Raw genomic sequence first — 21,146 nt, 5'->3', positions numbered from 1 at the left:
CGTCGGAAAGAAGCTCGCTACGCGCCCACCTCGATCAGCGCCCCGTAGACGAAGTCCTTCGCGGCCGGGACCTCCTCCTCCGTGACGTGCTCGATGATCACCGGCATGTTGGGGTGCTGGGCGGCCAGGAGCTTCAGGTACAGCGGGTAGTTCAGTGCGCCGTGACCGGGGCCGTGCAGCTCCATCGCCCCGACGCCGCGGAAGGACAGGTACTCGGCGGCGCCGGTGTCGGCGTGCTTCTCGCTCGTGTCGGACGCGCGGGCCACGTCCTTGGCGTGCGCGATCTTGATGAACGGCCCGAGCTCGGCGAACATGCGGCGCAGCACGCCGTCCATGTCGTCGATGTTGTGGTCCTCGTAGTAGTTGGTCGGGTCCATGACCAGCCCGAGGTTCGGGCTGTTGATGTCGCGGAACAGTCGCAGCGTGGCGTCGATCGTGCCGATGACGTTGTTGACGTAGGTCTCCACGCAGAACACGGCGTCGTGCTTGGCGGCCTCCTCCACGAGTTCGCCGATCACGTCGAGGCATTCGGCGTAGCCGGCCTCGGTGAGGTTGCGGGGGTCGGGGGCCCAGTCGCTGCCGGTGTTGTAGGTGCCGGTCTCGCTGATCACGTACGGGGTGCCGAGGTTCCGGCCGTTGCGGATGAGGGCCCGCAGCCGGTTGAGGCGCAGCTGCCGCTCGGCCGGGTCGGGGTGGATGATGTTGGTGTAGCCGGACACGGACACGATCGGCAGGTCGTGGCGCCGGTAGGTGTCTCGGATGGTCTTGCACTCGGCTTCCGTCAGGCCCTGCTCGGTGAAGCGGGGGTCGGTGAAGTCGAGGTCGAACTGGACGCAGCCGAACCCGTGCGCGCGGGCGCGGCGGGCGGCCTCGTCGAGGTCGTGCTGGTAGATGCCGGAGAAGATGCCGACGGGCAGCATGGGGCCACTCCTTCGTGGGCTGGGCAGGTCAGAGGAACTCGGCGGGCGACACCGCGCGCCGCTCGGCGATCGATCGGTAGGCGGCCTCGACGAGGGCCATGGTCTTCAGGTTGTCCCGCGCGGGGAGCGCGGGTGGCTCGCCGGAGGCGAGGGCGTGCTGCAGCTGCTCCATGACACCCGCGAAGGCATCGGGGAACCACCGCGTGGTCCAGGTGGGCTCCACCCACCCGTCCGTCGACTCGCTGGAGTACCGCAGCGTCGAGGGGCTGCCGTCGGGGTAGTCCGGCCAGCCAAGGGTGCCGGTGGCGAGGCCCCGGGTGCCCTCCACCCGCCAGCGGATGGCGACGTCGCCCTCGACGCCCTCCTGGACGGGGCCGCCCCAGACGTCCTCGAACGAGAGCGCGAGCACGCCGCTGCCGAACCGCAGGGTGCTGGCGACGATGCCGTCGACGTGCTCGAACGAGGTGCGCGGATCCTTGCGCACCGCTGTGTAGACGTCCTCGGGCTCGCCGAACAGGTACCGCAGCGCGTCCAGGTGGTGGACGCTCATGTTGGCGATCGTCAGCCGGTCGTAGCCGCGCAGGAACTCCTGCCAGTGGGGCACCGCGCGCATGTCCACGGTGGCCGTCACGATCTCACCCAGCTCGCCGCGGTCGATCAGCTGCTTGAGCACGCGGATCGACTGGTCGTAGCGCATGTTCTGGTTGACCGACATGACCTTGCCCGCGGCCTCGACCTCCTCGACCAGCGCCGTGGCCGCCGCCAGGTCCAGTGCGAGGGGCTTCTGGGCGAGGATGCCGCGGACGTGGTCGTGGCGCAGGGCCGCGCGGATGACGTCGGGCTGCAGGTGCGGCGGGTAGGCCACGTCCAGGATCTGGACGGACGGGTCGGCGACCAGCTCCTCGACGCTGTCGTACACGGCCGGGACGTCCCACCGCTTGGCGACGGCCTCGGCGTTCGCCCGCGTGCGGGAGGTGATCGCGCGGACCGGGAACCCGGCGCGGGCGTACGCGTCGAGCTGGACGTCGGCCATGATGAACCCGGCGCCGACGGCGCCGATGCCGAACTCGCGGCTGCGGATGGACTGGTCGGGTACCAACGCGCTCACAGCTCCCCCACCCGGAACGTCGTCTCGTAGCGCCGCTCCTCGCCCGGTTCGAGGAACGTCATCGACCCGTCCTCGCGTGCGGCGGGCTCGCCCTGCACGTGGTGGGTGGACGGCTCGAAGCCCACGGCGTAGGCGCCCTCCCGCAGGTGCAGCCACTGGAAGAACGCCGGGAACTGCGCCGAGTCGTACTCGAGCTCGAAGAACACGCCGAGCCGCTCGTTCACCAGGCGCGGCCGCACCTTGCCGGTGGCGTCGGGCTTGAGCTCGTGCTCGTACACCTGTTCGACGAAGCCCTTCTGCGGCGCGGGCATCTCCACGTTCGACGCGCCCTGCTCGGCGACGCTGTCGCTCTGCCACAGCGTGCGTTCGAGCGGCAGCTCGTAGCGAGCGCCCTCGTCGAGGAACGGCCAGCCGACGTTGACGTGGTAGAGGTACATGTGCGGCGTCGGGTCGAAGCCGGCGTTGCGCACGGTGTCGATCAGCCGGATCTCGGTGCCGCCGAGGTCGGCCTCGATGCGCCGGGTGAGCCGCAGGTGCTCGCCGAAGATCGCGGCCTGGCGCACCTCGCCCTCGGCCCAGAGCACACAACGCTCGTCGTCGATCCAGCGCTCGCCGTACCCGTGCAGCCGGGCGGGGATGTTGGCCACGCGGCCGTGGAGGCCGTTCCAGACGGCCGCGCGGTGCGGGTAGCGGTACTGCGAGGCGTCCACCTCGGCGGTGAAGAGCGTGTGGTCGAGGCCCGCGGTGAGCAGCAGCCCGGAGAAGCTGCGCAGCATCGAGAGCCCGCCCTCGTCGGCGTACTCGTGCAGCCCGGGGTGGCGGAACCCGGTGGCCGAGCGCCAGCCGAAGCCGTTCCCGCGGAACTCCGCGGTGCCGAGGTCCATGGCCCGGTCGACCAGCACGTCGAACGCCAGCCCGCCGCCGGTGCGGAACTCCAGCACCCGGATGCCGCGCTCGGCGCCGTCGTCCAGCACCACCGCGCGCACGCCGCCCGCGGCGCCGATGTCCCCCGCTCGCCGCGCGAGCTCGGCTCGATCGAACGTCACGCCATCACCCACCCTCCGTTGACCTCGATGCACTGCCCGGTGACGAAAGAGGAGTCCGGTCCGACGAGGAACGCGACGACCGCGGCGAGCTCCTCGGCGCGGCCGCGCCGCTTCAGCGACTGCCGGTCCAGCACGAACCGCTGGTACTCCTCGGGGTTCTCGTGGATCTCCTCCGCGGCGGTCGGGAACGCGCCGGGCGACACGCAGTTGACGCGCACGCCGTGCGGGCCGAGCTCGCGCGCGAGCGCCCTGGTGAACGCGGCCGCAGCACCCTTGGTGGAGACGTAGGCGGCGAGGTCGGACCACCCGCCGTGCATGGTGATCGATGCGATGTTCACGATCGCCCCCTCCGCGGCCGTGACCATCCGCCGGGCGGCGGCCTGCGCCGCGATCCAGTAGGCGCGCTGGTTCACCGCCACCACCTGCTCGTACTCCTCGAGGGGTACCTCGAGGAACGGCCGGCTCGGGTAGATCGCGGCGTTGTTGACCAGCACTCCGAGCGGGCCGAGCTCGGTGGCCGTGCGGTCGACGGCGTCCTCGATCGCCTCCGCGTCGCGCAGGTCGACCGGTAGCGGGAGCACCCGCCCGCCGACCTTGACGACCTCCTCGGCCGTCGCCTCCAGCCCCGCCTCGTCGACGTCGAGCAGGGCGACGTCGAACCCGTCGGCCGCCAGGCGGGCCGCGGTGGCCCGCCCGAGCGCGCCCGCGGCCCCGGTGACGAGCGCGGCCGTCACGAGCGGCCGCCGTGGGACAACGAACGGTTCATCGATGAACCCTCTTCTCTCGACAGATCGACAGCTCCCGTTGACACCTCGACCGGCGGCTGCCTAGCGTGATGTTAGCGCTAGCGGTAGCGCTAACACCAGAGGAGTTCCTCGTGACAGACCAGCGGCCGGGCGTGCTCTCCGGCTACCGCGTCCTCGACTGCTCCATCGCGATGGCGGGCCCGTTCGCCGCGCAGCGGCTCGGCGACCTCGGTGCCGACGTCGTCAAGGTCGAGCCGGTCACCGGCGAGTGGCAGCGGCACGCGGCGGCGGGCGGGGCGGGCGGCAACCGGATCAACGTCTCGTTCCTGTCGCTCAACCGCAACAAGCGCTCCCTGGCCGTGAACCTGAAGACCGACGCGGGACGCGACGTGCTGCGCAAGCTCGTGGCCTCTGCGGATGTCTTCCTGCAGAACTACCGGCCTGGCGTGGCGGCGCGGCTCGGCGTCGACTACGAGAGCCTGCGCGCGGTCAACCCGGCGCTGGTCTACGTGTCGATCTCCGGGTACGGCGAGGACGGCCCCTACGCCCAGCGCCCGGGGCAGGACCTGTTGCTGCAGGCGATGTCCGGCGCGATGCTCTCCAGCGGGCGGGCCGGCGAGGCACCGCGGGCCGCGGGCCAGTACCTCGTCGACGCGGTCACCGCCTCCACCGCGTTCGAAGGCGTCCTCGCCGCGCTGCTGCACCGGGAGCGCACCGGGGAGGGCCAGCTCGTCACGGTCAACATGCTGGACGCGATCACGACGCTGCAGATGCAGGAGCTGTCGGTGCACACCGTCGGCGGGCTGCCGCAGACGCGGTCCGACGAGCCGCACGCCCACGTCTACATCCGCGCGCCCTACGGGGCGTTCCGCACCGCCGACGGCTACGTCGTGCTGGCCTTCCCGCCGCTGAAGACCCTCGGCGAGGTGCTCGGCGAGGACTCCTTCCTCGACATGGTCGACGAGGAGCACGGCTGGACCCACCGCGACCAGATCTTCGCGACGACGGCCCGCCACCTGGAGACGAAGCCGTCGCAGCACTGGCTCGACGCGTTCGCCGCCGCCGGCATCTGGGCCGGACCCGTCTACGGTTACGCCGACCTCCTGCAGGACCCCCAGGTCCGGCACAACGGCACGTTCGTCACCTACGACCACCCGACGGAAGGCCGCGTGACCACACCCGGCTTCCCGTACCGGTTCTCCGCCACCCCGCCGCGGATCGACCGCGGCGCCCCGCTGACCGGCGAGCACACCCGCGAGGTGCTCGGCGAGCTCGGCCTGGACGCCACCGAGATCGACCGGCTGCTCGCGGACGGCTTCGTGGTGGAGACGGCGTGACCTTCGTCGGGCTGACCTGGGACCACCCTCGCGGCTACGCGGCGCTGAAGGCCGCGGCCGGGGACCTCATCACCTGGGACACGCAGTCCCTCGAGGGGTTCGAGTCGCACCCGATCGACGACCTGTGCGCGCGCTACGACCTGGTCGTGCTCGACCACCCGCACCTCGGCGACGCGATCGCGACCGGCAGCCTCACCCCGCTCGACGACCTGTTCGCCGCCGACGATCTCGCGGCGTGGGCGGCAGCGAGCATCGGCCCCACCATGGCTTCCTACGCCTGCGACGGCCGGCAGTGGGCGCTCCCGCTCGACGCCGCCACGCAGGTGTGCGCGGTGCGCGCCGACCTCGCAGGCGAACCACCCGCCACCTGGGACGAGGTCGAGCGGATCTCCCGCACCGCCCCGGTGGCGCTGTCGCTCGCCGGGCCGCACGCCTTCCTGACCTTCGCCTCGATCGCGGTCGCCCTGGGCGAGGAGCCCGCCACCGACCCCCATCGGCTGCTGTCCACGGGCACCGGGCTGGAGGCGCTCGACCTGATGGCGGCGATCGACTCGCGCGCCGCGGCACCGACCCGCGCCCTCAACCCCATCGGGCTCCTGGAGCTGATGTCGACCACCGATGACCTCGCGCTCTGCCCCCTCGTCTACGGGTACGTGAACTACGCCGGGCGCCTGACGTTCGGCGACGCCCCGTCCGCCGCGCCGGGCGGGCGCCCCGGCTCCACGCTGGGCGGCACCGGCATCGCCGTCAGCGCCCGGTGCACGCCCACCGCCGCGCTGCTCGACCACATCCGGTGGTTGATGAGCACCGAGGCGCAGACCCGGTTCCTGCCCACGCACGCCGGGCAGCCGAGCGCGCGAGCCGCCTGGGCCGACGACAGCGTCGACGCCGCGGCGGGCGGCTTCTACCGCGGGACGGCACGGACCTGCGAGACGGCGTGGGTGCGCCCGCGGTACGCGGGCTACATCGGCTTCCAGTCGGCCGCCTCGGCCCTGGTCCGCGACGCGCTCGCCGGGGCCCTCGACCACCGCCGCGCCCTCGCCCGCCTCCAGGTGCTCTACCGCGAGAAGGAGCGGATCTCATGATCGATCTCGGCACGGCCGACGTGCTCCTCGAAGTCGCCGATCGCGTCGCGACGCTCACCCTCGACCGGCCGGCGAAGCTCAACGCGGTCACGGCGGAGATGTCCGCGGCGATCGTCCGCGCCGTCGAGTGGTGCGACGGCACCGACGAGGTGCGGGCGATCGTGGTGACCGGCACCGGGCGCGCCTTCAGCGCGGGCTCCGACATCCGCGAGCTCGACCGCTACGCCACCCCGTGGGACTTCCGCAACCGCACGGACTACTGCGACGCGATCCGCGCCGCGCGCACCCCGACCATCGCGGCCGTGAACGGCTACGCGCTCGGCGGCGGCCTGGAGACCGCGCTGTCCTGCGACATCCGGATCGCGTCGGAGTCCGCGACCTTCGCCGCACCCGAGATCAAGCTGGGCTGGATCGGTGGCGGGGGCATGACGAGCCTCCTCTCCCGTGCCATCGGCCCGAGCAACACCGCACTCATGATCATGACGGGCGACCCGATCGACGCGGGCCAGGCGCTGCGCTGGCACCTCGTCAGCGAGGTCACCCCGCCGGAGGACCTCACGGCGCGGGCGCGGGAGATCGCGGCGACGATCGCGTGCAGGGCGCCGATCGCCGCCGAGACCGCGAAGATCAACCTGCGGGCCGCGTACAGCATGCCGGAGGACAAGGCCCTCGAGTACGAGCGCGACCTGCAGACGATCTGCTTCGCCACCGAGGACGCCGCGGAGGGCAGGCGGGCGTTCACCGAGAAGCGCGCGCCGGTCTTCCGCAGGCGGTGATCCGGCGTTGGCTACGGTTCCGCGCGTGGACCCCACGCCTCGCCGCACGCGCAGGCGGACCAGCTCGGTCACCCTCGACGACGTGGCGCGGGCCGCGGGCGTCTCCCCGCAGACGGTGTCCCGTGCGCTGCGCGATCCGGAGTCGGTCGCCGAGGAGACCTACGAGCGCGTCGAGAAGGCCGTCGCCGCCACCGGCTACGTGCCGAACCTCGCGGCCAGCAACCTCGCGTCCAACCGCAGCCGCGCGGTCGCGGCGATCATCCCGCTGATCAACGCGTCGGTGTTCGCCCAGACCGTGCACGCGTTCTCAGAGGCGCTCACCCCGCACGGCTACCAGATCTTCGTCGGCAGCACCGAGTACCACCCCGAGCAGGAGGAGCGGCTCGTCCGCAGCTTCCTCGGCCGTCGTCCGGACGGCCTGCTCGTCGTCGGCACGGAGCACACCGCGGGAACGCGTTCGCTGCTCGCCGCCGCGGCGGTTCCCGTCGTCGAGACCTGGGGCTGGACCGAGCGCCCGGTCGACCTGCTCGTCGGGTTCTCCAACGCGGCGGCGACCGCGGCGCTGGTGCGCCACCTCGTCGAGCGCGGACGGCGCCGCCCGGTCTTCGCCGGAGCCCTGCAGTCCGGGGACTTCCGCGCGGCCGAGCGCCGCGACGGGTTCGCCGCGGCGGTCCGCGAGATGCTCGGCACCGAGCCCCGGATCTGCGCCGCCGAGGACCGCCCCGTCAGCATGGCCACCGGCGTGGAGCTGCTCGACCAGGCCCTCAGCCGGTACCCGGACGCCGACGCGCTGGTCTTCGCGAGCGACGTCTTCGCGGCGGGCGCGCTCCTCGCCTGCACCCGGCGGGGCATCCCGGTGCCCGAGCGCTTCGCGATCACCGGGTTCGGCGACTTCGAGATCGCCTCCCACGTGGTGCCGTCCCTGACCACGGTGGCGGTGCCGGCGGAGGAGATCGGCACGCTCGCGGGCAGCCTGCTGCTGGACCGCATGCAGCGCAGGCCCGTCGCCGAGCCCGTGCGCGACGTCGGGTTCCGGGTCGTGCCCCGCGAGAGTTCCTGACCGACTTGTGGCACCATGATGACCAGATCCGTCCATCTGGTCATCATGAGAGGTGCCGGTGTCACCACGGGGAGTCCCCGTCGATCCCGCCGAGCGGGCCGGCCGCATCCTCGACGCCGCGGCGCGGCTGCTGCTGCGCTACGGCCACGACCGCACGACCATCAACGACATCGCCCGCGAGGCCGGCGTCGCGAAGGGCAGCGTGTACGCGCACTGGCGCAGCCGCGACCGGCTCTTCCTCGCGCTGCTGCGCCGGGAACAGGCGGTCCTCCTCACCCAGATCATGGAGCGGTTGAACGCCGCGGGTCGCCCGGCCGACCTGGAGCTGCTGCTCGCCGAGAGCGTGCGGGCCTACCAGCGCAGCCCGCTCGTCACGGCCGTGCTGACCCGCGACACGGAGATCCTCGGCGGCCTCGCACGGGCCGCCGCCGAGGAGGGCAGGCCGACGGGCGGGATCACCGAGCTCCTCGTGACGCTGCGCGCGGACGGCCTGGTGCGCACCGACCGCACCCTCGCCGAGCAGGTCACCGTGCTCAGCACGGTGTACCTCGGCTACTTCGTGACCGCTCCGCTCATGCCCGACGAGTTCCGGGTGGCCGACGACGCGGTGCCCGGCCTGGTGGCCGAGGCGATCTGGCGCGCCCTCGAGCGCCCCGAACCGCTCGCCCCGGACGAGGTGACGGCAATGGACCGGGCGGTGCGCGACCACGTCGTCCGCGCGCTGGCCGGCGCCGAGGAGCGGTTGCACGCCGCCCTGACGACTGAGGAGACCGCATGACCACGTACGCGCAGAGCACGTACGTCCTCGCGCTGGACGCGGCCGGGGCGGACCTCGCCACCGTCGGCGGCAAGGGCGCCTCGCTCGCCACGCTGATGCGCGCCGGCCTGCCGGTGCCGCCCGGTTTCCACCTGACCACGGCCGCCTACCGGCGGTTCGTCGCCCACCACGGCCTGCAGGACCGGATCGTCGCCGCAGCGGGCGCCGCGGACGCCGACGCCATCGCCGCGTTGTTCGCGGCGCACGAGGTGCCCGACGAGCTCGCTGCGCCGATCCGGGCGGCCTACGCCGCGCTGGGCGAGCCGGCCGTGGCCGTCCGTTCCTCTGCGACCGCCGAGGACCTGCCCGGCGCCTCCTTCGCCGGGCAACAGGACACGTTCCTCGACGTCCGCGGCGCCGACGCCGTCGTGGACGCGGTCCGCCGCTGCTGGGCCTCGTTGTGGACCGCGCGGGCGATCGAGTACCGCAGGCGGGAGGGGATCGACCCGGCGGACGTCGCGCTAGCGGTGGTCGTGCAGGAGCTGGTCGACGCCGACGCCGCAGGCGTGCTGTTCACCGCCGACCCGGTGACCGGCGCGACCGACCGGATGGTCGTCAACGCAACGTGGGGGCTCGGCGAGTCCCTCGTGGGCGGGCAGGTCACCCCCGACGAGTTGGTGCTCGACCCGGCCACCGGCGCCGTGCTGGAGCGGCGAACCGGCGACAAGGCCGTCATGACCGTCCGCACCGCCGACGGTCCCGCCGAGCAGCCGGTGCCCGACGACCGGCGCCGCGCCCCCGTCCTCGACGACGCGCGCAGCGCCGACCTGACCGCACTCGGCAGGCGCATCGCGGGCCACTACGGCCGCCCCATGGACGTCGAGTGGACCCTGGCCGAGGGGACGTTCGCGATCGTGCAGGCCCGTCCGATCACCGGGCTGCGCGACCCGTGGAACGACACCCGCCTCGGCGACTACCTGTGGACCGGCACCAACCTCGGCGAGGCCATCCCGGACGTCATGACACCGTGCACCTGGTCGCTGGTGCAGGTGTTCATGTCCCGGGCGATGCCGACGCTCTCGCTGCCCGGCTTCCGCGGGTACGGCAACATCGGCGGGCGGTTCTACCTGAACCTGAGCCTGTCGGCCGCCATGTCGGCGCTCGTGGGCATCTCCGAGCCGCGTTTCCGGTCACTGACCGAGAACACCTTCGGCCGGCTGCCGGCCGGCGTCGCGATCCCCCCGGTCCCGCTCTCGCGGATGCAGGTGCTCCGCTCGCTCGTGCCCACCGCGGCCCGGTTCATGGCGAGCGTGCCCGGCACGCTGCGGCGGCTGCCCGCGTTCGTGGCGGGCAACCGGTGCCACTGCGCCGAGCTGACCGACCGGATCAGGGCGACCACCGACCCCGCGGCGCTGGCGCGGCTCTGGGACCACGAGCTGCGCCCGCTCGTCGTGATGGCGTCGGACATGCTGGCCGCCGCCGGACGCAGCGACCCGATCGCCCTGCTCACCGTGCAGAAGCGGCTGCGGAAGCTGGTCGGCGACGCCGACGCGGCTGCGCTCACGTCGGCGATCACCGTCGACGGCGAGATGCTCGCGAGCCTCGGTCCCGTCGTGGGCCTCGCGCTGCTCGAACGCGGGGACATCGACGAGGCCACCTACGCCGAGCGCTACGGCCACCGCGGGCCGCACGAGTTCGAGGTGTCCCTGCCCCGCCCCGCCGAGCAGCCCGGCTGGGTGGAGCAGCAGCTCGGCGCGCTGCGCGAGGCCGGCGCCGACCCCCTCGAGCTCCTGCGGAAGCAGGAGGCGGCCCACCGCGCCGCGTGGGAACGGCTCGTCGCCGCCCACCCGAAGCAGGTGGCGGCCACCCGCAAACGGCTGCAGCGCTGGGCCCGCGCCGCGAGCAAGCGCGAGCAGGCGCGCACCGAGGTGATCCGGACGTTCGCGGTGGCGCGCGCCTACCTGCTGCGGGCCGGCGAACTGACCGGGCTCGGCGACGAGGTCTTCATGCTGGACGTCGACGAGGTCACCGCCGTCCTGCACGGCGCACCCGCTCCCGACACCTCCGAGCGGCGCGCCGCATACGAGCGCTACGCCGCGCTGCCGCCGTACCCGTCGCTGATCAGGGGCTCGTTCGACCCGTTCGCCTGGGCGGCCGACCCCGGCCGCCGCTCCGATCTCCACGACGCATCGGCGGCGCCGCCGGCGGCGGGCGGGGACGTGACCGGGTTCCCCGGTGCGAGCGGCGTCGTGGAGGGGGTCGTGCGGGTGCTGCGCTCCGCCGAGGAGGGCGGGGACCTGCGGCCCGGCGAGATCCTCGTGACCACCGTGACCAACATCGGCTGGACACCGCTCTTCCCCCGCGCCGCCGCCGTCGTCACCGACGTCGGGGCGCCGTTGTCGCACGCCGCGATCGTGGCCCGCGAGCTCGGCATCCCGGCCGTCGTCGGCACGGGCAACGCCACGAGCGTGCTGCACACGGGCGACCGGGTGCGGGTCGACGGCAGCCGCGGCACCGTCGAGGTGATCACTCCGGGCACGTGACCACGGTCGGCTCCTCGTACCGGCCAGCTCCTCGTACAGGCCGCCGAGCGGCGGACGGGTCTGCGAACCGGCACACCGCCGATCAACGGATCCACGGGCCGGGAACCGGAGCGGATCACGCGACGACCTCCAGTGCATGCGCAGCGGAGCTGTCCACCTGTCCCGCCGGTCACTGCTCGCCTGCTCGGCCGCGACGCTGCTCGGGGCATGTGCCGGCGGGAGCGGGGAGGGCGGGTCGACCGGCCGGCTCGTCACCCTCGACGGCGCCACCGCGGCACTGGCGCTGCTGCTGGGCGCGCACCAGGTCGGCACCGCCTCCTTCCTGGCCGCCGACCCGCTCGTGCAGGCCATCACGCAGCTCCAGGGCGCACCGGTGGTGGACGTGTCGGGCGCGGGCGGCGGGGTCGAGGTCGAGCGGCTCGCCGCGCTGCGGCCGGACCGGGTGGTCGGGTTCCGCACCTCCGGCGCCGACCCGGCCATCGGCCGGCTGGCCACGGTGCGCACCGTCGACCGGACGGGCGACGCCGACGCCGACTGCCGCGCCCTCGCGACCGGCATGGACGCCGACCCGAGCGCCCTGATCGACGACGTGCACCGCCGGACGGCCGACCTCGCCTCCCGGCTGCGCGGCGCCTCGCCGCCCACGGTGTCGGTGCTGTCGCCCGGCCTCGACGGCCAGTCGCTCTACCTGCTCGGCGCCGGGACGCCCGCCGGCACCGTCGTCGCGGCGCTGGGCCTACTTCGGCCCGCGGCGCAGCGCGGTCCGACGGACCCCGCCGCCCCCTTCGTCCCGGTGTCGACCGAGCGCATCACGGAGCACGACGCCGACCTCGTCCTGCTCCTCACCGGACCGACGGCGGACCCCGCGTTCCTGCGCGACGAGCCGCTGTGGCAGCGGCTCGGGGCGGTGCGGGGCGGCCGCGTGGTGGAGGTGGACGTGATGCGCTGGGCGACGATGTCGTGCGCGCTCGGGGCCCTGTGGGTGCTCGACGACCTCGCCGCGGTGCTGCTCGGCGAGGGCGCGGTGGTCGACGGAGCCGCGTCACCGGCCGGGCTCGAGCGCCTGCGCGGCTACCGGGCGCGCTACGCGCGGCCGTAGACCGAGACGTGCCGGAGGCTGCGGGAGTCGAACGGCTCTCCCGACCACCCGCCCCAGCGGGCGCGCAGGCGCAGTCCGGCGATCCGGGCCATGAGGTCCAGCTCGCTGGGCCAGACGTACCGCAGCGCGAGCGGTTCGAGGCTGATGCCCCCGTCGGTGAGCCTGATGTGGTTCTTGTCGACGCGCTGGGAGACGCGGTCGTAGCGCCCGACCTCGAGGGAGACGCGCTCGCCGTCGATGCCCGTCGCGTTGACGTACTGGTCGACGCCGCCGCGGTCGTGGCGCAGCCCGTACATCGGGTCGGGCACCACGTTCTCCACGACGAACACGCCGTCGTCGGAGAGGTGCCGGGCGGCGTTGACGACGCAGTCGACCTGACCGTCCTGGGTGAGCAGGTTCATCAGCGAGTTGAACACGAGGTAGACGAGCCGGTACCGGTCCGGCAGCTCGACCGCGGCCATGTCGCCGCAGGTGACCTGCAGCGCGTCCCCGCCGGGCTTCGCGCGCAGCCGCTCGATCATCGCCTGCGACAGCTCGATGCCGTCGACCCGCACGCCGGTGGCGGCGAGCGGCAGCGCGATGCGGCCGGTGCCGATCGCGAGCTCCAGTGCGGGCCCGGCCCCGGCCAGCTGCGCGAGGCGGGTGACGGCTGCCTCCTCGTCACCGAGGGGCTTGTCGTCGTAGAGGGCGGCGACCTGCGGGCCGAAGCTCGTGCGCGGGTCGAAGGACATCGCGTCGAAAGGCACGACTCCCATTCGAGCGGGTGGCCACGGGGCGGGCAACCGACTTCAGCGGCTCCCGCCGCCGAGCACGCCGTCGAGCAGGCGCTGCAGGTTCTCGGGGAAGTTCTCGGCCGGGTGCACGGACGCGGTGCGCACGGCGTCCGCGATCGCGGGGAAGTCCTGCGGCGACGCCGCGCGCACCATCCGCTTGCCGAGGGAGTCCGGCTGGTCGTGGTGGGTCCAGAGCAGCTCGCCGAACACGTACTGCCAGAGCATCTGGTGCGCCGCCAGCCGCGCCCGCCCGGTCAGCCCGACACGGGTGAGCGCCGCGAGCGCCCGGTCGAGCACCGGGAGGATGCGCGGGCTGGCGAACCCCTCGGCGACCAGCGGGAGAACGGCCCAGTGGTCCACGGCGAGTGCGGCGTGCACGGCGGTGAGCAGGCCGGTGAGCTCGGCCCGCGGGTCGGGTGACGGCGGTGGGACGTCGATCCCGGCCGCGACGACGTCGAGCATCTCCAGCACCAGCGCGTCGCGGTCGGCGACGTGGCGGTACAGCGACATCGGCCCGCACCCGAGCTCGTCGGCGATCCGGCGCATCGTCACCGCGGGCAGGCCCTCGGTGCGCGCCACCGCGAGGGCCGCGGCCACGATCGCCTGCCGGTCGAGCAGGCCGCGGCCGTTGCGCAACGGACGGCCACGGCCCGCCGGTCCTGCCACGCTCACACCCACATCATCCCTGGCCTCGTTCCGCGACCGGCACCTCGGCGGCCGGCGCGGTCGGGCGGAACGGCCGGACGAGCAGGGCACCCGCCGCGAGGCACAGCAGGCTGCTGAGCGCGACCGGCAGGGCGGGCCCGGCCGCGTAGAGCGCGGTGCCAATCAGCGGGCCGACGATGAACGTGCTCCCGTTGGTCGCGTTGACCAGCCCGGCCACCGCCCCCTGCTCGGCGGGGCCGAGCGCCAGCGTGGGGCCCGCGGTGTAGCCCGGCAACGCCATCCCGAGCCCGAGCGCGGCGACCATCATCCCCGCGGTCATCGACCAGAAGCCGGGCCCGACGGCGAGCAGGCCGAACCCGGCGGCGGCCACCGGGGACCCGACGCGCAGCAGTCGTACCGGCCCCCACCGCAGCCGGGGGACGAGCCCGCCCTGCACCGCGACGAGGACGAGCCCGGTGGCGAACCCGGCGCCACCCGTCGCGGCCGCGGTGGCCGTGGCGTCCAGCCGGAGGCGGTCCTGGAACAGGAACCCGAGCACGATCTGGATCGTGCCGAGCGAGAGGAAGAGCAGGAACCCGATGGCGAGGAACCGCCGCAGCCGCGGGTCGAGCGGGCTGAGCGTCCGGGCAGGCGGGAACGTGCGCCGCCCCCCGGCGCGCGCCTCCCGCGGCAGGACGACGGCGACGACGACGGTGATCAGCGCCAGCACCACCGGCGCGAGGTAGAGCGGGGCGAGCAGCGTGCCCGCCGCGAGCAGGCCACCGAAGCCCGGGCCGAGGACCAGCGCGAACGCCTGCGCCGCCCCGACCAGCGACACCGCCCGCGTGCGCTCCGTCTCGCCCACGGTGGCAGCGGCGACGTACGCGAGCGCGGCGACCGGCACCGCGCCGACGCCGAAACCGAACAGCAGGCTCCGCATGACGATCATCCCGGTGAGCACGGCCGCGGCAGGCGGGTTCTCGGTGCCGATCGCCCACGCCGCGACGGCGGCGAACCCGGCCAGCCCGGCGGTGCAGAGCGTGAGCCCGGTGAGCAGGACGCGGCGGTGCCCCCACCGGTCGCACACCCGTCCCCAGAAGAGGCTGGCCACCGTGAGCACGGCCGCGGCCGTGGTGATCACGATCCCGAGCTGCACCTCGCCGAGCCGCAGCTCGCGCGACAGCGGGGCGAGCACCGGGCCGAGCAGCTGCTGACCCGTGAACGCCGCGAGCACCGCGCCGAGCAGGAGCAGCAGCACCCGCCGGTCCACCGGGGAGCCGGCCCCGCCCTCTCGCTCATCGCTCACCCTCGCTGCGCTCGGGTGGCGCTTCGCGCAGGCGCTGTGACGATTATTCGCTCGCAAGCTCGCTCATCCATCCGTGCCCACCTTGGCCACCTCCGCGCCGACCCGCCACTTCCGGGCCCTGGTCTGCGCCTCCCACATCCGCGCGTACCGCCCACCGGCGGCGAGCAGCTCGGCGTGCCGGCCCCGCTCGGCGATCCGGCCGTCGGCCAGCACCAGGATCTGGTCGGCCCCGACCACGGTGGACATGCGGTGCGCGATCACGACCACCGTGCGGTCGGCGACCAGCGCGTCGATCGCCTGCTGCACCGCCACCTCGCTCTCGGCGTCGAGCGCGGCGGTCGGCTCGTCGAGCAGGACGATCGGGGCGTCCTTGAGGATCGCCCGCGCGATGGAGATCCGCTGCCGCTCCCCGCCGGACAGCGAGCCGCCGATCTCGCCGACGCGGGTCTCGTAGCCGCGCGGCAGCCGTTCGACGAAGCCGTGCACGTTCGCCGCGCGGGCCGCGGCCTCCACCTCGGCGTCGGTGGCGTCGGGGCGGGCCATCGCGATGTTCGCGCGGATGGTGTCGTCGAACAGGTACACGTCCTGGAAGACGACGGAGACGTGCCGGTAGATCTCGCTCGGGTCGACGGTTCGCAGGTCCACACCGCCGATCCGCACGGTCCCGGCGTCCGGGTCGGCGTAGCGGGTGAGCAGCTTCGTCACGGTCGTCTTGCCCGATCCGGACGGGCCGACGAGCGCGGTGAAGCTGCGGGCAGGCACGGCGAACGTGACGCCGCGCAGCACCGGCGCGCCGCCCTCGGCGTAGGCGAACCCCACCTCGTCGAACGCCACGTCGAAGCGCGTGATCCGGGCGTCCGGGTCGGCGTCGAGCGGCCGGGTGTCGAGCACCTCGACGACGCGCTCGACGGCGGCGTCGGTGATCTCGAACATGGCGGTCAGCGTCGTCGCGGTGGCGAGGGGTTCGGCGAAGCGCACCGCGCCCGCCACGACGGCGACGAGGACCGGCACCGTCAGGTCCGCCCCCAGCACGAGGGCCGTGCCGACGGCCGCGACGGCGACCACCCCCAGCTGCACCACCGCCGCTGCGTAGAGCGCCGGCAGCGCGGCCCGGGTCTGCGACTCGGCCTGGTGGCGGGTCTGCTCCCGCAGCGCCCGCTGCAGGCGGACCGACGACTCCCCCACCTGCCCGGTGGCCTTGAACACCGGCAGGCCCTGGACGTACTCGACGATCCGCGACGCCGCGGCCGCGTCGGCCTGGTCCACCCGCCGGAACCCGCTCCCCAGTATCCGCTGCATGCGCCGCACGAACGGCACGGCCAGGGGCGTGACGACGGCGAGGGTGAGCCCCAGCCGCCAGTCGACCACCAGGAACACGGCGATCAGCACGACCGGGACGGTGACCATCTGCAGGAACACCAGGGCGACGGCGGAGACGCCGAGCGCGGCGTTCACCGCGTTGCCCCCGACGACCGTGGTGAGGTCGCCGGTGGCCCGCCGTTCCAGCTCGCGCAGCGGCATGCGGCGCAGCCGGTCGCCGAGGCGCAGCCGGATCGACTCGATCACCCGGGCCCACTCGGTGTACTGGAAGCCGATCTCGCGGCACCGGAACACCGCCTCCACCGCGTAGCAGGCGGCGAACACCGCGAACCACCGCCACGCCGCGGCCGCGTCCACCTGCGGCCGGGACAGCTCGTAGAGGATCGGCAGCACGCAGGCGTACGCGCCGGCCTGCGCGAGCGACCCGATCACGGAGTCGCGGATGGAGGTGGCGAACCGGTCCCGGTACGGGCCGGCGACCCGCAGCATCAGGCCGATGATCCGTCTCATGCCAGCTCCTCGCCGGCGCTCGTCGCGGGCATTCGCCCAAGTCGCTGTGTCCGTGGTTCGCTCGCGAGCTCGCTCATCCCCGCACCCCCCATGCCCGCGCCCGCTCGTGGTGCTCCCACATCCGCGCGTACCGACCACCCGCGGCGAGCAGCTCGTCGTGCGTGCCGTGCTCGGCCACCCGGCCCTCCGCGAGCACGACGATCTGGTCGGCGTCGGCCACGGTGGCGAGCCGGTGGGCGATCACGATCACGGTGCGGCCGCGGGTGAGCGCCGCGACCGAGTCCTGGATCGCGGCCTCGCTCTCCGGGTCGGCGAAGGCGGTGGCCTCGTCGAGCACGACGATCGGCGCGTCGACCAGCATCGCCCGCGCGATCGTCAGCCGCTGGCGCTGGCCGCCCGACAGCAGCCCGCCCCGCTCGCCCACGCGCGTCGCGTAGCCGTCCGGCAGCTCCGAGACGACGAACTCGTGCGCGCCCGCCGCCCGGGCCGCGGCTTCCACCTCCTCGTCGGTGGCGTCCGGGCGGCCGAGCCGGATGTTCTCGGCCACCGTGTCGTCCAACAGGAACGGGTCCTGGAAGACCAGTGCGACGTGCCGCAGCAGGGCCGGTGTGCCGATCTCGCGCACGTCGACCCCACCGACCTCGACGCTGCCGGCGTCGACGTCGTGGAAGCGGGCGACGAGCCGCGCGACCGTGGACTTCCCCGAGCCGGACGGGCCCACGAGCGCGCACACGGAGCCGGCGGGGACGTCCAGGTCGACGCCGTCGAGCGCCTGCCGGTTCCGGTCGGTGCCGTAGCGGAACGTCACCCCCCGGAAGCGGACCGAGCCGTCGCGCGGAGGCCGCGGACGTGCCGGCTCCGGCAGCTCGGGCAGGGCGAGCACCGAGGCGATCCGGGCCGCCCCGGCCTTCGAGTCGTTCACGAAGTTGTTCAGGTACATCAGCGGCAGGATCGACTCGATCGGCAGCGTGCCGATCAGCAGCGCCACCAGCAGCCCGGCCGGCTCCATCGTCCCGCCCGCGACGAGCCAGATCCCGGCCGCGAGCACGACGACCAGCGTCGGCACGGGGGTCATCGCGATCCGCGCGATGAGGCCCGGCGTGCGACTGCGGCGCTGCCAGTTGGCGGTGGCCTCGGTGAACCCGTGCACGGCCGCGGCGAACCGGCGGAAGGATGTACTGCCGTCGTCGAACGTGCGCACGACGGGCATGCCCTGCACGAACTCCACCATCGCCGCGTTGATCGTCTCGTTCGCCCGGTCGTAGCGGGCCCGCTCGGCCGCGTGGTCGCGCATCGACAGCTGCATCGCGACCACCACGACCGGCGCGATCACGACGACGGCCAGCAGCATCCGCCAGTCCACGACGGCGAGCGCGACGAGCGCGGCGACCGGCTGCGCCAGCGCGAACCCCACGAGCGGGACCGCGTCGGCCACGGCGCTGTGCATCGCCCGCACGTCGTCCTGGACGATCTTCTTCAGCGGCCCCGACCCGAGGCGCAGCACCTCGCCGAGCGACACGCGCCCGAGGTGCGCCGACAGGCGGGTGCGCAGCACCGTCTCCAGGTCGAACGCGGCCAGGTGGGCGACCTGGAACGACCACGCGCGCAGGCCGAACCGGCCGATCACCCCGACCGCGGCGGCCACCAGGAGCAGCACCGCGAGTCCGCTGTCCGGCTCCGGCCGGAACAGCTCGCGCAGCGCGTGGGCCAGCGCGACGAGCCCCGCGACGCCCAGCACCGCGCCGGCCGCGCCGAGCGCGACGGCGACGACGAGCCGGGGCCGTACCGGCTCGGTCAAGGCCGACAACGATGCGCCCGGCGGCGGCTCGCTCGCCTCCTCGACGGGTGTGCCCTCCTCGGGCCGGACGGCTGTGACGGTCACGCCACCCTCCTCGTGGGTTCGAGATGGGCGACGCCCTCGAGGCCTGGCGGGCGCAGCGGCGCCCGACGGGACGGACCGGACATGGACACCTCGATCGATGGGTACGCAGTACGCTTGAAGTTAGGCATACCTCATCGCAATCGAGAATGCTTGTCAAGAGGCGGGCCGCCGCCTCAGTTCAACAGGCCCTCCTCCAGGTGAACATCATCGGTTGGCCAACACTCATCGGTAAAAACTATCGGCCGAGGCCTTCCCACGGCCGCAGTCGCGGCCACCACCCGGGGACGTTGCGCCGGTAGCGCTCGTACTGGTCACCGAAGGTCCTCGCGAGCGTCGGCTCCTCGTAGACCTTGACGAAGGTGGCCGCCGCGGCCTGAACGGCGGTCGCGTACGCGACGAGGCGGGCCCGGCCGAGCAGGAGGGCCTGCCCGACGATCAGGCAGTCGAGCGCCAGGTACATCGGGTTGCGGACGTGCCGGTACAGCCCACCGACGACGAGCTCGGTCGGCGGCGCCGCCGGCACCGGAGTGCCCAGCCCTTCCTTCGCGAACCGGGCGAAGGAGTGCGTGATCACCGATGCGCCCACCCCGACCAGCACTGCGCCGGCAGCCCGTGCGGCCACACCACCCGGCACGGGGCGCCGCGGCCTCCAGCGCGTGAGCAGCCACGGCACGAAGCCCGTCACCATCCCGGGGCCCGCGGCCATGAACAGCGCCGATCCGATCGCCGCCCGCCGCCGGGCCGCCTCGTCGTCGATCGACATCGCCATCCTCCGATCAGTGGAAAATTCATTTGCCATTGAATGTTGGCAGCCTACGGTCACCGGCGCTCGTGTTCAAGGGACCCGTGGGCTGCGCTCGACGCCGGCGGACCCCGTCGAGCCGGCGTCCGTGTCACGATGGGTCGGTGATCGGACCGACGAGCGGTGCCGCCCAGGATCCGCACGTTCAGGAACCGCGCACCGGGACGGGCTCGTCCGAGACGCTGAGACTGGCCGGCGAGCCGCTGCCGCTCACGATCCCCGCCCGTGTCTACGTCTGCGGGATCACCCCGTACGACGTGACGCACCTCGGTCATGCCTCGGTGTTCGTGTGGACCGACGTGATCAGGCGGGTGATCCGGATGACCGGGGTCGACACCGTCCTCACGCGCAACGTCACCGACGTGGACGACGTCCTGACTCGCGCGGCCGCCGAACGAGGTCGCCCGTACGAGGAGTTCGGCCTCGTCCAGGAGTACTACTTCGACCAGGACATGGCCGCGCTCCACGTCCGGCCACCGACGCACGCGCCGCACGCCCGCCACCACGTCGAGCACGTCCTCCGGCTGGCCTCGGCGCTGCTGGCCACGGGGGCCGCGTACGAGCGCGACGGGCACGTGTTCTTCCACGGGGCCCACCTGCCGAGTGCGTGTGGCCTGACCGCGGAGGAGGCGTGGGCACTGTCGTCGGAGTACGGCGACCGCCCGGACGACCCGGTGCGGGACGACCCGTTCGACGTGCCCGTCTGGCAGCCCTCCGGCCCGGGCGATCCGGCCTGGCCCAGCCCGTGGGGGCCGGGGCGTCCCGGCTGGCACGCCGAGTGCGCGGCCATGGCGCTCGCCACGCTCGGGGGCGTGGTGGATGTGCTCGCCGGCGGCGCCGACCTGGGGTTCCCGCACCACGCGTACCAGGTGGCGATGGCCCAGGCCGCAACAGGCGCCACACCGTTCGCCCGACGACAGTTCCGCGTGGGGACCGTCCGGCTCGACGGAGCGAAGATGGCCAAGTCAACCGGCAACCTCGTGCTGGTGAGCGACCTCCTGAACGGTGCTCCGGGGGCAGCGGTACGCCTGATGTTGCTGGACAGGCGCTGGGACCGGGCGTGGGAGTACCACCCGAGCGCGCTCCGGGACGCGACACGACTGCTCGAGGAGCTGTACCTCGCAGCAGGCACCCGCGGCGGGACCGAGGCGCCGGCGTTGCGCGTCCGTGCCGCGCTCCTCGACGACCTCGACGTGTCCACCGCCGTACGGGTCGCGATCGACGCGGGCGGCGACGCTGCCCGCCGGCTGATCCGCACGCTCGCGCTCGACTAGTGCCCCGCCCCGGAAGGTTGGCGCGTGAATCGGTGGATCCAGGCGTTCGCGTGAGCTGGCGCCGCACGAGCCTCGTACCGGGCGTACTCGGCTCGTGCGGCAACGCGGCCGGCGGGCGGCTGGGCCGCGGAGTTACGTGGTGAACCTTGCGGGGCGG

At 73.7% G+C, this 21,146-nt stretch carries 18 protein-coding genes; 8 read left to right on the top strand and 10 right to left on the bottom strand.

Annotated features, from left to right (window positions below; all coding sequences use genetic code 11):
• Window positions 1-17: 17 nt before the first annotated feature.
• Genes FB388_RS12085 through FB388_RS12070 form a run of 4 tightly spaced genes read right to left on the bottom strand, consistent with a single transcriptional unit; the run spans window position 18 to window position 3,808 of the window.
• A complete protein-coding gene (locus FB388_RS12085; protein WP_142100389.1) occupies window positions 18-920 on the bottom strand; it encodes a sugar phosphate isomerase/epimerase family protein in 903 nt (300 codons plus the stop codon).
• A gap of 28 nt (window positions 921-948) precedes the next feature.
• Entirely contained in the window at window positions 949-2,028 is a 1,080-nt protein-coding gene (locus tag FB388_RS12080; RefSeq protein WP_211361873.1) for a Gfo/Idh/MocA family protein, read from the bottom strand.
• Window positions 2,025-3,074, bottom strand: a complete 1,050-nt coding sequence (locus FB388_RS12075) for an aldose 1-epimerase family protein (protein WP_211361872.1) — start codon at window positions 3,072-3,074, stop codon at window positions 2,025-2,027. Before FB388_RS12075 ends, FB388_RS12080 begins: the two co-directional genes overlap by 4 nt.
• Window positions 3,071-3,808, bottom strand: coding sequence for an SDR family NAD(P)-dependent oxidoreductase (locus tag FB388_RS12070; RefSeq protein ID WP_211361871.1), 738 nt, complete (start codon window positions 3,806-3,808; stop codon window positions 3,071-3,073). The genes FB388_RS12075 and FB388_RS12070 overlap by 4 nt, the downstream gene beginning before the upstream one ends.
• Window positions 3,809-3,951: 143 nt before the next feature.
• On the opposite strand from FB388_RS12070, the gene FB388_RS12065 reads away from it, so the two are divergent.
• From FB388_RS12065 to FB388_RS12035, 7 genes are all read left to right on the top strand, one after another.
• Window positions 3,952-5,157: a CaiB/BaiF CoA transferase family protein gene (locus FB388_RS12065; protein ID WP_211361870.1), complete on the top strand. Its 1,206-nt coding sequence runs from the start codon at window positions 3,952-3,954 to the stop codon at window positions 5,155-5,157.
• Window positions 5,154-6,242 carry a type 2 periplasmic-binding domain-containing protein gene (locus FB388_RS12060; protein ID WP_142100381.1) on the top strand — a complete coding sequence of 363 codons (1,089 nt, stop codon included), beginning with the start codon at window positions 5,154-5,156 and terminating at the stop codon, window positions 6,240-6,242. Before FB388_RS12065 ends, FB388_RS12060 begins: the two co-directional genes overlap by 4 nt.
• Complete coding sequence (locus FB388_RS12055; protein WP_142100379.1) at window positions 6,239-7,018, top strand: enoyl-CoA hydratase/isomerase family protein; 780 nt, start codon at window positions 6,239-6,241, stop codon at window positions 7,016-7,018. Before FB388_RS12060 ends, FB388_RS12055 begins: the two co-directional genes overlap by 4 nt.
• Before the next feature lie 25 nt (window positions 7,019-7,043).
• Window positions 7,044-8,078, top strand: a complete 1,035-nt coding sequence (locus FB388_RS12050) for a LacI family DNA-binding transcriptional regulator (RefSeq protein WP_142100377.1) — start codon at window positions 7,044-7,046, stop codon at window positions 8,076-8,078.
• Window positions 8,079-8,136: 58 nt separating this feature from the next.
• Window positions 8,137-8,856 carry a TetR/AcrR family transcriptional regulator gene (locus tag FB388_RS12045; protein WP_170225581.1) on the top strand — a complete coding sequence of 240 codons (720 nt, stop codon included), beginning with the start codon at window positions 8,137-8,139 and terminating at the stop codon, window positions 8,854-8,856.
• Window positions 8,853-11,378, top strand: coding sequence for a PEP/pyruvate-binding domain-containing protein (locus FB388_RS40855; RefSeq protein ID WP_142100372.1), 2,526 nt, complete (start codon window positions 8,853-8,855; stop codon window positions 11,376-11,378). Before FB388_RS12045 ends, FB388_RS40855 begins: the two co-directional genes overlap by 4 nt.
• A gap of 136 nt (window positions 11,379-11,514) precedes the next feature.
• A complete protein-coding gene (locus FB388_RS12035; protein ID WP_142100369.1) occupies window positions 11,515-12,477 on the top strand; it encodes an ABC transporter substrate-binding protein in 963 nt (320 codons plus the stop codon).
• On the opposite strand, the gene FB388_RS12030 is transcribed toward FB388_RS12035, so the two are convergent.
• From FB388_RS12030 to FB388_RS12005, 6 genes are all read right to left on the bottom strand, one after another.
• A complete protein-coding gene (locus tag FB388_RS12030) occupies window positions 12,462-13,223 on the bottom strand; it encodes a class I SAM-dependent DNA methyltransferase (RefSeq protein WP_246121852.1) in 762 nt (253 codons plus the stop codon). The genes FB388_RS12035 and FB388_RS12030 overlap by 16 nt on opposite strands.
• A gap of 42 nt (window positions 13,224-13,265) precedes the next feature.
• Window positions 13,266-13,922 carry a TetR/AcrR family transcriptional regulator gene (locus FB388_RS12025; RefSeq protein WP_246121851.1) on the bottom strand — a complete coding sequence of 219 codons (657 nt, stop codon included), beginning with the start codon at window positions 13,920-13,922 and terminating at the stop codon, window positions 13,266-13,268.
• Window positions 13,923-13,929: 7 nt separating this feature from the next.
• Window positions 13,930-15,201: an MFS transporter gene (locus tag FB388_RS40360; RefSeq protein WP_246121850.1), complete on the bottom strand. Its 1,272-nt coding sequence runs from the start codon at window positions 15,199-15,201 to the stop codon at window positions 13,930-13,932.
• A 63-nt stretch (window positions 15,202-15,264) separates the two neighbouring features.
• Complete coding sequence (locus tag FB388_RS12015; protein WP_142100363.1) at window positions 15,265-17,031, bottom strand: ABC transporter ATP-binding protein; 1,767 nt, start codon at window positions 17,029-17,031, stop codon at window positions 15,265-15,267.
• Window positions 17,032-17,104: 73 nt separating this feature from the next.
• Entirely contained in the window at window positions 17,105-18,913 is a 1,809-nt protein-coding gene (locus tag FB388_RS12010) for an ABC transporter ATP-binding protein (protein WP_142100361.1), read from the bottom strand.
• Between the two features lie 235 nt (window positions 18,914-19,148).
• Window positions 19,149-19,676: a methyltransferase family protein gene (locus FB388_RS12005; RefSeq protein WP_142100359.1), complete on the bottom strand. Its 528-nt coding sequence runs from the start codon at window positions 19,674-19,676 to the stop codon at window positions 19,149-19,151.
• A 143-nt stretch (window positions 19,677-19,819) separates the two neighbouring features.
• Here FB388_RS12005 and FB388_RS12000 point away from each other — a divergent pair, with 143 nt between their 5' ends.
• On the top strand, window positions 19,820-20,989 hold the full coding sequence (locus FB388_RS12000; protein ID WP_142100357.1) for a cysteine--tRNA ligase: 1,170 nt from the start codon (window positions 19,820-19,822) through the stop codon (window positions 20,987-20,989).
• The last annotated feature ends 157 nt before the right edge of the window (window positions 20,990-21,146 follow it).

The organism is Pseudonocardia cypriaca (genome assembly GCF_006717045.1).
GTDB lineage: Bacteria > Actinomycetota > Actinomycetes > Mycobacteriales > Pseudonocardiaceae > Pseudonocardia > Pseudonocardia cypriaca.
Note: the sequence above shows the minus strand (reverse complement) of the source record. Positions and strands in the feature narration are given on the sequence as shown.